A 13370-nucleotide genomic window follows, 5' to 3' on the forward strand; every position below is an offset into this window, starting at 1 on the left:
GCGTTATGATAACGCTGCCGTTTTTATCATACTTAGCGACGGTTACGTACTAACTGGTAGCGACGCGTCAGATACTCGACCGGTGCGCTCCAAATGTGAACCAGACGGCAGAACGGGAACAGAACGAACAGCGTCAGCCCCAGCACGATGTGCAGTTTGAAGATCAGCGCGACACCCGCCAAATGTGCAGACGCCCCACCCTGGAAAAACGCCACGCTCTGCGCCCACCCGACCAGTTTCAGCATTTCACTGCCGCCCATATGCTGTGCAGAGAACGGAATGGTCAACAGCCCCAAACCGGCCTGAATCACCAGCAAAGACAGGATGAGAATATCGCCAACGCTAGACGTAGCACGAACGCGTGGGTTGGTCAGACGGCGCTTTAACAGTAGCACGCCACCGACAAACGTCAGCAGGCCAGCTGCACCGCCGCCGAACATCGCCATTTTCTGTTTTACCTCCATTGGCAGGAAGGCTTCGTACATCCAGTGCGGCGTCAGCATACCGAGGAAGTGCCCGGCAAATACGCCCAGAATCCCCAGGTGGAACAGGTTAGACGCCAGACGCATCCCTTTCTTATCCAGCATTTGACTCGAACCGGCACGCCAGCTGTACTGGCCGTAGTCATAGCGCAACCAGCTGCCAATCAGGAAAATGGCCATCGCCAGGTAGGGATAGATGTCAAAAAAGAATATATTGAAATAACTAGTGATTGCACTCATTAGCGTTGCCCTCCCGCCGATGTCGCGTCAAGATTCAGATATTGCGGCACCACCGCGCCAGCAAAGCGGCGTTGGTGTTGCGTTTGTTGGGCCGATGCGCAGCCTTCTTCGCCGAGGAACTTAACCTGTTCCTCTTCCCACACGGCATCCAGCGCCTGCGGCGTGTCGTCGCGCGCTTCGTCAACCACCTTATGTGTGACATCGTCACTTTTCAGGTCGCTACCGGACAGCGATAGCAGCAGGTCGAACAGCACGGCATAGCGACTGTCACGCTGCTGCAAACGCGCGCCAATCAACGCCAGAATGGGCGCGATGTCGACTAAACCCGCGCGACTCTGCGCGGGCTCCAGACGAGAAAGGTACTCAAGATACAGCGGCAGGTAGTCCGGCAGCTCACGGCAATCCAGCGCCAAGCCAGCATCCTGATATTGCTGCATCAGATCAACCATCGCCTGACCACGGTCACGAGACTCTCCGTGAACATGTTCGAACAGCAGCAGCGAGGTCGCCCGACCGCGATCAAACAGGCCGCTATACTCCGCCTGTTTGTCCAACAGATCCTGCGCACATAGCGTATTGATGAACTGCATGAGCTGGTGGCTCTCACGCAGCGGCAAAGCATCGGTCTGCTCTACCGTTTCGATCAGCTCGGCTCGGTTTTCCCACAGCTCGCTATCGGGATAGTCCAACAGGCGGGCAATAATCCGCAGGCTAATCATGGTTAGTCTCCCGCATGACTTTGCTGTTCATATCGCGCGTTTTGCTGCTGACATCGATGGCATCAATACGCTTGCTGTTGAACAAGTTGAACTTGGTATCGCTACCGTGGCAACCATCGCCAAAGCTGAAGCCGCAGCCTTTGCTTTCCGGGAACGCTTCACGCGCCAGTTCACGATGGCTTGCTGGGATCACGAAACGGTCTTCATAGTTCGCAATCGCCAGATAGCGGTACATTTCCTGCGCCTGCGCTTCCGTCAGCCCAACCTGCTCCAGCGCGCTGGTATCGATTTTGCCTTCTACGGTTTCTGCACGTTTGTAGTGACGCATCGCCAGCATACGTTTCAGCGCCAGTAAGACCGGCTCGGTATCCCCTGCGGTCAGCAGGTTAGCCAGATATTGCACCGGAATGCGCAGGCTTTCGACGTCCGGCAATACGCCGCTGTGCGCCAATTGGCCTGCATCCGCGGCAGACTGAATCGGTGACAAAGGCGGTACGTACCAGACCATCGGCAGCGTGCGGTATTCTGGGTGCAGCGGCAGCGCCAGTTTCCAATCCATCGCCATTTTGTACACCGGCGACTGCTGTGCCGCTTCAATGACGCTGTTTGGAATGCCGTCTTTCAGCGCTTGTTCAATGACTTTCGGGTCGTGCGGGTCAAGGAACACGTCCAGTTGGCTCTGGTACAAATCTTTCTCATTTTCCACCGAGGCCGCTTGTTCGATGCGGTCGGCATCATAGAGCAGTACGCCCAGATAGCGGATACGTCCGACGCAGGTTTCTGAGCAGAGCGTCGGTTGACCACTTTCGATGCGCGGGTAGCAGAAAATACATTTTTCTGATTTGCCGCTCTTCCAGTTGAAGTAGATTTTCTTGTACGGGCAACCGGTCAGGCACATGCGCCAGCCGCGGCATTTGTCCTGATCGATCAGAACGATGCCGTCTTCGCCACGTTTGTAGATCGCGCCACTCGGGCAGGTCGCCACGCACGCGGGGTTCAGGCAGTGCTCGCACAGACGCGGCAGATACATCATGAACGTGTTTTCGAACTGGCCGTACATCTCTTTCTGCATATGCTCAAAGTTTTTATCTTTGGCGCGTACGCTGAATTCACCACCCAGATCGTCTTCCCAGTTCGGGCCGTTCTCGATTTTCTTCATCCGCTGACCGGTAATCAGCGAGCGTGGACGGGCAACAGGTTGATGTTTACCTTCCGGTGCTTTACGCAGATTCTGGTAGTCGTAGTCGAACGGCTCATAGTAGTCGTCGATTTCTGGCACATCCGGGTTAGCGAAGATTTTGGACAACACGCTGACGCGATTACCCATGCGCGGCTCAAGTTTGCCGCTGATCTTACGGATCCAGCCGCCCTTCCATTTTTCCTGATCTTCCCAGGCATGGGGATAACCCACGCCCGGTTTGGTTTCGACGTTGTTGAACCAGGCATATTCCATCCCTTCACGGCTGGTCCAGACGTTTTTACAGGTAACGGAGCAGGTGTGACAGCCGATGCATTTGTCCAGATTCAGCACCATGCCCACTTGTGAACGAATTTTCATCAGGCTTTCTCCTGCTGTACCGATTTTTGTACTGTTTGTTGCTGAACCGTTTGTTGCTGAACATCGTCCTGGCCTTCATCATCCAGCCAGTCGATGCGTTTCATTTTACGAACCACGACGAATTCATCGCGGTTTGACCCAACGGTGCCGTAGTAGTTAAAGCCATAAGCCAGTTGGGCATAGCCACCGATCATATGGGTCGGTTTCGGGGTGATACGGGTCACCGAGTTGTGAATACCGCCGCGCTGCTGGGTCACTTCCGATCCCGGCAGGTTAATAATGCGTTCCTGTGCGTGGTACATCATCGTCATGCCCGCAGGCACACGCTGGCTAACTACCGCACGTGCCGTCAGCGCACCGTTGGCGTTAAACGCTTCTATCCAGTCGTTATCCGCAATGCCCAAATCGCGGGCATCCTCTTCGCTCAGCCAGATAATCGGGCCACCGCGACCCAGCGTCAGCATCAATAAGTTGTCGCTGTACGTGGAGTGAATGCCCCATTTCTGGTGCGGCGTCAGGAAGTTCAGCGCTTTTTCCGGGTTGCCGTTAGGTTTCTTATTCATTACAGGTTCTGCCGCACGGGTATCGACCGGCGGACGGTAGACCAGCAGGCTTTCACCGAAGGCGCGCATCCACTCATGGTCTTGATACAGTTGCTGGCGGCCGGACAGCGTACGCCACGGAATCAGCTCATGAACGTTGGTATAACAGGCGTTATAGGAAACGTGTTCGTCTTCGAGGCCAGACCAGGTCGGGCTGGAGATAATCTTGCGCGGCTGCGCCTGAATATCACGGAAGCGAATTTTCTCGTCTTCTTTATTCAGTGCCAGATGCGTGTGGTCACGACCGGTGAATTTGCTCAGCGCTTCCCACGCTTTCACCGCTACCTGACCGTTGGTTTCCGGGGCCAGAGACAGAATCACTTCTGCCGCATCGATCGCCGTTTCAATCTTCGGACGACCCGCCGCCGCACCGTCAGCCTTGGTGTAGTTCAGCTTTTTCAGGAAATCGACTTCGGTCTGCGTGTTCCAGCCGATGCCTTTACCGCCGTTGCCCAGTTTGTCCATCAACGGACCGAGCGAGGTGAAACGTTCGTACAGGTTCGGGTAATCGCGTTCCACGACCATCAGGTGCGGTGCAGTTTTGCCCGGAATCAGATCGCATTCGCCTTTTTTCCAGTCATCCACACCGAACGGCTGCGCCATTTCAGCTGGGGAATCGTGTTGAATAGGCAAGGTAACCAGATCGGTTTCCTGACCCAGATGCCCCTGACAGACGCGGGAGAAGGCTTTCGCGATACCTTTGTAGATTTCCCAGTCGCTTTTGGAATCCCACGCCGGATCGACAGCCGCAGACAGCGGGTGAATAAACGGATGCATATCCGAGGTATTCATGTCGTCTTTTTCGTACCAGGTTGCCGTTGGCAGGACGATGTCGGAGTACAGGCAAGTGCTGGACATACGGAAATCAAGCGTCACCACCAGGTCCAGTTTGCCTTCAACGCCTTGGTCACGCCATTCCACTTCTTCCGGTTTCACGCTGCCCGCCGTGCCCAGATCTTGCCCTTGAATACCGTGCTCCGTACCCAGCAGGTACTTCAGCATGTATTCGTGGCCTTTACCGGAGGAACCCAGCAGGTTAGAACGCCAGATGAACAGGTTGCGCGGGTAGTTTTGCGGGCTATCAGGCTGCTCAGCGGCAAATTTGATTTCGCCTGATTTCAACGCCGCAACGGTATATTCCTGCGGCGTGACACCAGCAGCACGCGCTTTCTCTGCGATATCCAACGGGTTAACGTTCAACTGCGGTGCAGACGGCAACCAGCCCATACGCTCGGCGCGCACGTTGAAATCAATCATGCTGCCGCTAAAGCGGGATTTATCTGCCAGCGGTGACAGCAGTTCCTGCGGCGCGACGGTTTCATAACGCCACTGGCTGGAATGGTTATAGAAGAACGAGGTACTGTTCATGTGGCGAGGCGGACGCTGCCAGTCCAGACCAAACGCCAGCGGCGTCCAACCGGTTTGCGGACGCAGTTTTTCTTGTCCAACGTAGTGCGCCCAACCGCCACCGCTCTGACCGACACAGCCGCAGAAAATCAGCATGTTGATGATGCCGCGGTAGTTCATGTCCATATGGTACCAGTGGTTGATACCCGCCCCCACGATGACCATGGAGCGACCGTGCGTTTTATCCGCGTTATCCGCGAATTCACGCGCAATACGGATGATGTTCTGACGAGAAACGCCCGTAATTTCCTCGGCCCAGGCAGGGCTGTACGCTTTCACATCGTCGTAATCACGCGCGCAGTTGTCGTCGTTCAGACCGCGATCCAGGCCGTAGTTCGCCATCGTCAGGTCATACACGCAGGCAACCAGCGCTTCGCTGCCGTCAGCCAGCGTCAAACGCTTAACCGGCAGTTTGTGCAGCAGGATGTCTTGTAGCTCAACGTTGTTGAAATGCTCGCTGACCGCGCCACCAAAATACGGGAAGCCGACATCAACGACATCGTCGTGTGAACCCAGCAGGCTCAGGCGCAGCTTCACTTCTTCGCCGCTCAGACCGTCGCGCTGTTCCAGGTTCCATTTGCCCTGATCGCCCCAACGGTAGCCGATCGACCCTTGCGGTGCCGTCAGGTTGCCGGTTTCATCATCAACCGCGATGGTTTTCCACTGCGGATTGTTGTCCTGACCGAGGTTGTCCACCAGATCGGAAGCTCGCAGCATACGACCCGCGGCGTAGTAACCGTCTTCCCGCGGCTCCAGCAGCACCAGCATCGGTAAGTCCGTGTATTGACGAACGTACTCGCTGAAATACTGGCTCGGTTTGTCGAGATGGAACTCTTTGAGAATAACGTGGCCCATTGCCAGCGCCATCGCGCTGTCGGTACCTTGTTTCGGGTTCAACCACTGATCGCACAGCTTGGCGATTTCCGCGTAATCCGGCGTGACCGCCACGGTTTTGGTGCCTTTGTAGCGGACTTCCGTAAAGAAGTGGGCATCCGGCGTACGGGTTTGCGGTACGTTAGAGCCCCAGGCAATGATGTAAGAAGAGTTGTACCAGTCGGCAGACTCCGGTACGTCAGTTTGTTCGCCCCACGTCATGGGTGACGCAGGCGGCAAGTCGCAGTACCAGTCATAGAAGCTCAGGCAGACACCGCCGAGCAGAGAGAGGTAACGCGCACCGGCCGCGTAGGACACCATCGACATCGCAGGAATCGGTGAGAAGCCGATAATACGGTCTGGGCCGAAGGTCTTGGCGGTGTAAACGTTAGAGGCCGCGATCAGTTCGTTGACTTCATTCCAGTCAGAACGAACGAAACCGCCACGGCCACGAATTTGTTTGTAGTATTTGGTTTTCTCAGGGTCGTTGACGATGGACGCCCAGGCATCAACCGGATCGCTGTGCGTCAGTTTCGCTTCACGCCACAGTTTCAGCAGGCGCTTGCGCATCATTGGATATTTCAGGCGGTTAGCGCTGTAGAGATACCAGGAATAGCTGGCACCGCGCGGGCAGCCGCGAGGCTCATGGTTAGGCAGGTCCGGGCGGGTACGTGGATAATCGGTCTGCTGCGTTTCCCACGTCACCAGACCGTTTTTCACATAAATCTTCCAGCTACATGAACCGGTGCAGTTTACCCCATGGGTAGAACGCACGATTTTGTCATGCTGCCAGCGACTGCGATAGCCGTCTTCCCAGTCACGATTGGTATTGAGGGTCTGGCCATGACCATCGGAAAACGGTTCAGCCAGTTGTTTGAAGTAACGTAACCGGTCAAGGAATTTGCTCATCCGGACTCTCCTGCTGCGAAGCCTGCTGGCCCCTGTCGTTATGAAATGCTCGTAGCAGACATCTTTTTTTGCTTACGACACATCGCTCAAGTTGGCGCTAGCGTATCCAGCAACCACGTCGCCAAACTTGATAACGATCAAGAGTGTCACCCTGTGAAAAACGGAGTACACCATCAACTACCACTAAAGAATTATCACGAAAAAATAATTTAATTATATGATTTTTAAATATAAAAATAAAACCACTGATTTTGTGTTTATACTAAATTCATACACACGACTATTTAGAGGTAGTAGTCGAAGGAGACGTAATATTGTGCAGATTTAGTAAGGGGGCGTTGGATGTAGCACGAAAAAAAACGCCGCCCCGTAAGGGATGGCGTCGTAGTCACATTTTCATGTTTTATGCAGATACTGCGAATATTTCGTGCGCAACAACACTGTCATTTTCATGCTACTTCGTAGCACGCGCCCGACAAGGAGCGCTCAATTGCCGCGCTCCTTGACCTGTGGCTATTTGGCGCTAATTGTGTCGCTACGCGATACCTTCGGCGTTCGTGACTGCTATTCGGGCCACTAGTGACGCGTTTACTCGCTCCATAAATGGAGCTCGCCCTTCGGGTCAGCACAAGTGCTGTTCAAAAACGTCTCTGACGTTTTTGTCCGACGCGGCACTAGTTCTCGCCGCCTCCATGCGGCTCACCCGGCAGCCACGCCCACCTCAGCACAATTTTTTACGCCAGAGAAAACACAAGCAAAATACATTCTGGCATTTCAGATTATTAACTTTTCTTTCTGGCGTAGAACAGCCAGGTCACCAATACGCACACCACGTAGCACACCACAAACACCTTCATCGCACCGGTGGGTGAACCCGTTAACTCAAGCGACATCCCGAAGGCCTGAGGAATGAAGAAGCCGCCGATAGCGCCAATGGCTGAGATAAAGCCCAGCGCTGCTGCGGTATCCGTGGCGGCCGCACGCTGCGCATCCGCATCACTTCCACCCTGTGTTTTCACACGATCTGCCGTTAATTTACGGAAAATCACGGCGATCATCTGGAATGTGGACCCGCTACCCAGACCGGCCGTCAGGAACAACATCATGAAAATACCAAAGAACATGCCGAATGAACCGGCAGAGTTCGCACCAGGCAGAGACTGAAATAACAGCACCGAGAAAATCACCATCAGGATGAAGTTAATCAACGTCACCTTCACCCCACCAAAGCGGTCGGACAACATTCCGCCAACCGGACGCGCCAGCGCCCCCAGCAGTGGCCCAAAGAACGCGTAGTACAGAATTACGATATCGGGAAACTGCGTTCTGGCCAGCATGCCGAAGCCCGCCGAAAAGCCGATAAATGAGCCAAACGTGGACAGATACAGGAAACTGAGCACCCACAGATGCATTTGCTTCAGAACCGGCAACTGCTTGCGTATTGACGCATTAGGCGCAGGAAGATCGTTCATGCCAAACCAGGCAGCAGTTGCAGCAATCACCAAAAACGGTACCCACATCCAGGCTGCATGGTGCAGCCAAATCTGATGGCCATCTGGCTGAACAACACCATTGCCGGAGAATCCCAGAATCGGCAGGAAAATCACCACGGGCACCAGCAGTTGCATCACGCTCACGCCGAGGTTGCCCAATCCGCCGTTAATACCTAACGCACTGCCCTGACGTGATTTGGGAAAGAAGAAACTGATGTTAGCCATGCTGGACGCGAAATTCGCCCCTGCGAAGCCGCACAGCAGAGAAATCGTCACGAAAATGCGGTAAGGCGTGTGCGGATCCTGTACGGCAAACCCGAGCCAGATACACGGGATAACCAGAATGAAGGTACTCAGCGTCGTCCAACGGCGGCCGCCAACCAGCGGGATAACGAAGGAGTAAGGAACACGCAACAGCGCGCCGGAGACGGAAGGCAGCGCGGTCAGTAAAAAGAGTTGGTCTGTGGTAAAACGAAATCCGACCTTGTTTAGGTTAACGGCCACGGTGCTGAATATCATCCAGACACAAAACGACAACAGCAGACAGGGAACAGAGATCCAAAGGTTACGCTGTGCTATCCGTTGGCCGCCAGATTGCCAGAATTTTGTCTCTTCAGGATTCCATTCCCTGATCAGCGTGCTTTGCGATACTTTTTCGGGTGATGAAGGCTGCGTCATAAAAACCTCGATAAATAAAAACGCGGTAGAATTAAGGCGCAACATTAGGGATTACACCGCAGGTAAAGTTGATGCAAATCAACACGCTGTCAGGTAAAAAAACCGTGTAAAAACAGCCACACTCCTTAATGAGTAATAAAAATAGAAAAATAAGCAACGACAATTCAATCTGTTATATCTCTCTTTTTTCTTACTGTCATACCCCCTTTCACGGCACGGATATTCGGTGGTACTCACTAGTGGGTATGGGGTTATCATGTAGGATCGGGAAAAATGCCAAAAGGATTATCCTTCCCGGTACTGGTTTTCTACTCCTCCAGCAGAGGTCGCTGTATTATGTTGAAACGTTTCCTGCTGCCGCTGTCGCTCGTCAATCAGGTCGCGCTATTGATGCTGCTACTCGGTTTGCTGGGTATTGCAGGTATGTCGATTTCCAGTTGGATGTCGCAAAGCATTCAGGGCAACGCGCACGCCATTAATAAAGCAGGCTCGCTGCGCATGCAAAGTTACCGTCTGCTCTCGATGGTGCCGCTCTCCGCCGAGAATGAAATTTACCTGCAAGAACTGGAAGAAGACGAAGTCAGCAGCGACCTGCAACAGGCGGTACGTCGGGAAGGGCTCAGCGAACAATTCACCGCGCTGCGCATTTTCTGGCTGGAAAATCTGCAACCGCATTTGCGGCAGGCCACACAGGCTTCTGACGCTTCAGCGGATGTCGCCCGCTTCGTGAAGCAACTGGACGATCTGGTTTCTGCCATCGATCATAAAACCGAACAGCGATTGATGATGGTCACGCTGGTGCAACGCATCTTCATCGGCATCATGTTTATTCTGCTAGTTACCACGTTCTTTTATCTGCGTCGTCGCCTGCTAACACCGTGGCAACGTCTGGTGTCAATGGCGCAGGCTATCGGTCACGGCGATTTCACCCAGCGTGTCACCATTAACGGTCATGATGAAATGAGTACGTTGGGACAGGTGCTGAACAGCATGTCGGACGAACTTTCCGCCATGTATCACAGTCTGGAGCAACGCGTGGCCGAGAAAACCGCCGACCTGCAACAGAAAAATGATCTGCTCTCTTTCCTTTATCGCGCCAGCCGACGCCTGCATACCGGCGCGCCGTTGTGCAGTCGGTTGATGCCAATCCTGAACGAACTCCCCACATTGACGCCGCTACGCAATATTCAACTTCGGCTGTATGAAGACAACAATCAGGAGCAATTTCATCAATTTAGCGATGACAGCCCGCCGCAGCCGGAGCACTGCCCGGACAGCAGTTGCCAAAGTTGCGGCATGCAGGGGAAACGGAAAGATCTGCCGGGCGAGCCTCACTGTTGGGATCTGCACGATAAACACGGGCAGTACGGCGTCGTGTTGGCCACGCTGCCGGGCAATACCGCGCTCAGCCGAGATCAGAATCAACTGCTGAATACCTTGTTGGAACAGTTGACCAGCACGCTGGCGCTGGAGCGTCAATCCAACCATCAACAGCAGTTGATGTTGATGGAAGAACGCGCCACGATTGCCCGCGAGCTGCACGACTCGATCGCCCAGTCCCTTTCCTGCCTGAAAATTCAGGTGAGCTGCCTGCAAATGCAGGGCGGTGATTTGCCCCTCGTCTCACAACAGCTGCTGACGGAAATGCGGGAAGAGTTGAACACCGCCTATCGCCAACTGCGCGAACTGCTGACCACCTTCCGGTTAAAGCTGTCGGAATCCGGCCTACTTGCCGCGCTGCGGGCGTCAGTCGATGAATTTAGCAAGCGGCTTGGGTACCCCATCGAACTCCACTACCGTCTGCCACCGCAGTCGGTCTCCGCGCATCAGGGTATTCACGTTCTGCAAATTGTGCGTGAAGCACTGAGCAATATTTATAAACACGCGCAGGCCACACAGGTCGATATTACGCTGCAACTACGTCAGGGCTACATTGAACTCAGCGTGGCCGACAATGGTATCGGTATTCCTGATGATGCCAGTCGCGCCAACCACTATGGACTTATTATCATGCGCGACCGTGCACGGGGTTTGCACGGCGAATGCATTGTTCGACGCCGGCCGTCGGGGGGCACTGAAGTGAACGTCAGCTTCCTCTCCGAACACCATCACCGGCTGCCATTAACAGGAGAAACTCATGATTAACGAAGATGCCGCCACCCTACTGCTGATTGATGACCATCCCATGTTGCGCAATGGGGTTAAGCAACTCATCAGTATGGATCCAGAATTACAGGTGGCCGGTGAAGCCAGTCACGGCGAACAGGGTGTCGAACTCGCGGAGCAACTGGACCCGGATTTGATTCTGCTCGATTTGAATATGCCTGGCATGAATGGCCTGGAAACGTTAAATCGTCTGCGGGAAAAATCGCTGTCTGGCCGTATTGTCGTCTTTAGCGTATCTAACCACGAAGATGATGTTGTTAACGCCTTAAAAAATGGTGCCGATGGTTACCTGCTAAAAGATATGGAGCCGGAAGATTTACTGGCTGCGCTGCATCAGGCGGCGTCAGGGAAAATGGTGCTGAGTGAAACGCTGACGCCGATCCTGGCCGCCAGCCTGCGCGAAAGCCGTCACAGCAGCGATCGGGATATTCAGCAGCTCACCCCGCGTGAACGCGATATCCTAAAACTGCTGGCCCAGGGGTTGTCCAATAAAGTCATTGCCCGCAAACTCACGATCACAGAAAGCACCGTTAAGGTTCACGTCAAGCACCTGTTGAAAAAAATGAAGCTAAAATCGCGGGTTGAAGCGGCAGTCTGGGTATTACAAGAAAAAGTGATTTAATCAAATCGTCACAAAAAACAGCTATTGTCAGCGGTACGGATAAGGCGCTCTGGCGCCCTACCGTCCGAGATTATCCTCGCGTAAGCGAGGATGCCGCCACAGCGGATAAGAAACCGTCGTTGGTAAAAACTGTTGTTGATAAAAACAATGGGTGGAAATACCACCAATGCCCCGCAAAAACCTAAACGGTTGCTAAACAGCACCGGCATTTATAGCCATTATCCTAATTAATGTGACGTTGCTCTCGTCTAAACTAGTTTGTAATCGCATTTTTCGGCTTTTACACCGAGTTTAACGTTGAGGAACAACATGAAGAAGGTCAGTAAGGAGCGGTTTATCGGCCTGGAGTGGTTACGATTTTTGCTCGGTTGCTATGTGATGATTTATCACACGGTGCACATTTACCCCCAGCGTGAGCGCATTCCTTTCTTAAGCGAGCTCACCAGCATGGGGTTCTTCGCAACCAGCACATTCTTTGTTCTGTCTGGTTTTTTACTCGCGCACGTCTACATTAAGGACGGACGTTTGCGTGAACCCGTTCGTCAGTTCTGGGCCAAACGCTTCTTTAATCTTTATCCCATTCATATCATTGCCCTGCTGTCTTCTATTGCTGTTGTCACGCTCATGCAGTGGCTAGCCGTGCCACCGGAAGGGCAAGTCGCCAGTGCGCGTTTTGTCATTTATGACACCAACGACCCCGCGGCCGACCCCGAAACGCTGCGCCATTACATGACGAATGCGCAGTTGGCGTTCAACGGGATATTGCAGGTACTGATGTTGCAGGCATGGAATCCTTACTTCCTGACCTTCAATGCCCCGTTATGGTCACTTTCTACCCTGTTCTTTTTCTATCTGACCTTCCCGCTGCTGGCCCCGCGCCTGCTGAACAGCCGCCATCCATGGCTGTGGATGGGGATCGTCTGCCTGCTGTATCTGCTGCCGCCGATTTGGGTGATCTGGCAACAGCAGTTTGGCATGCCGTACACCGGCTTATTGCAGCGCGGACCGATCTTCCGTCTGCCGGAATTTCTGGCCGGCATTTTGGGGTATGCGCTGTTCCGTCATTATCGTCAGAAAGATCGCTTACCGCTGACCAAAGGCCAGCGCTCTGCACTCGCCCTCTTTATCAGTGTGAATTTTCTTGTCGCTACCTGGCTGTTCACAAAAGGCGAAGCCTATTGGTATTTCCTGCTGCATAACGGTTTGCTCCTGCCAGCTCAGGTCGGTTTGGTCTGCCTCAGCGCGCTGGCGCGTGAACCTAATAGCGAGTGGCTGCGACATTGGTCACCGCGCCTGGGTGCGGCATCACTCTCGATCTTTGCGCTGCACGTTCCGCTCTTCAATCTGTTCCGTACGCTGGAACAGCTGGTGCGTGGTAACCCGATGGCCTGCTTCAGCGACTGGGATCAGTGCATTGCCGCCGCAGGCCAGGTGCAGCTCTCCATGACGGGCTATATCATTTTCCTGCTCACCACCGTGACGCTCTGTGTGCTCTTCCAGGAACGGATCGTGCTGCGCGTGAGGACGTTCCTGACCTCGCGCTTCCTGAGCAACAACAGCACATCACGCACGCAACGTACTGCGTAGCATCCGTTCTCGCCCACGCTTCTCTGGCCTGAAA

Annotated in this window: 8 protein-coding genes; 3 read left to right on the plus strand and 5 right to left on the minus strand. The window is 53.9% G+C overall.

Features of this window, described 5'->3' with window-relative positions; translation table 11 throughout:
- Positions 1 to 32 precede the first annotated feature (32 nt).
- The 5 genes from narI to O1Q74_RS10850 all read right to left on the minus strand — a co-directional run bounded on the left by narI (position 33) and on the right by O1Q74_RS10850 (position 8961).
- Positions 33 to 722, minus strand: coding sequence for a respiratory nitrate reductase subunit gamma (narI, locus tag O1Q74_RS10830; RefSeq protein ID WP_271872939.1), 690 nt, complete (start codon positions 720 to 722; stop codon positions 33 to 35).
- Positions 722 to 1441 carry a nitrate reductase molybdenum cofactor assembly chaperone gene (gene narJ, locus O1Q74_RS10835; RefSeq protein ID WP_271872942.1) on the minus strand — a complete coding sequence of 240 codons (720 nt, stop codon included), beginning with the start codon at positions 1439 to 1441 and terminating at the stop codon, positions 722 to 724. The genes narI and narJ overlap by 1 nt, the downstream gene beginning before the upstream one ends.
- A complete protein-coding gene (gene narH / locus O1Q74_RS10840) occupies positions 1434 to 2999 on the minus strand; it encodes a nitrate reductase subunit beta (protein WP_271872943.1) in 1566 nt (521 codons plus the stop codon). Before narH ends, narJ begins: the two co-directional genes overlap by 8 nt.
- Complete coding sequence (locus O1Q74_RS10845) at positions 2999 to 6790, minus strand: nitrate reductase subunit alpha (protein ID WP_271872946.1); 3792 nt, start codon at positions 6788 to 6790, stop codon at positions 2999 to 3001. Before O1Q74_RS10845 ends, narH begins: the two co-directional genes overlap by 1 nt.
- 782 nt (positions 6791 to 7572) lie before the next feature.
- Complete coding sequence (locus tag O1Q74_RS10850) at positions 7573 to 8961, minus strand: NarK family nitrate/nitrite MFS transporter (RefSeq protein WP_271872949.1); 1389 nt, start codon at positions 8959 to 8961, stop codon at positions 7573 to 7575.
- 336 nt (positions 8962 to 9297) lie between these two features.
- On the opposite strand from O1Q74_RS10850, the gene narX reads away from it, so the two are divergent.
- From narX to O1Q74_RS10865, 3 genes are all read left to right on the plus strand, one after another.
- The gene (narX, locus tag O1Q74_RS10855; protein ID WP_271878871.1) at positions 9298 to 11106 is read left to right on the plus strand and encodes a nitrate/nitrite two-component system sensor histidine kinase NarX; all 1809 of its coding nucleotides are present in this window, start codon (positions 9298 to 9300) and stop codon (positions 11104 to 11106) included.
- Positions 11099 to 11749 (plus strand): two-component system response regulator NarL, encoded by a 651-nt coding sequence (gene narL / locus O1Q74_RS10860; RefSeq protein WP_010276892.1) that lies wholly within the window; start codon positions 11099 to 11101, stop codon positions 11747 to 11749. The genes narX and narL overlap by 8 nt, the downstream gene beginning before the upstream one ends.
- Positions 11750 to 12058: 309 nt before the next feature.
- Positions 12059 to 13336, plus strand: a complete 1278-nt coding sequence (locus O1Q74_RS10865) for an acyltransferase family protein (protein WP_271872961.1) — start codon at positions 12059 to 12061, stop codon at positions 13334 to 13336.
- Positions 13337 to 13370 lie beyond the last annotated feature (34 nt).

The sequence above is a fragment of the Pectobacterium sp. A5351 genome (assembly GCF_028335745.1).
Lineage (GTDB): Bacteria > Pseudomonadota > Gammaproteobacteria > Enterobacterales > Enterobacteriaceae > Pectobacterium.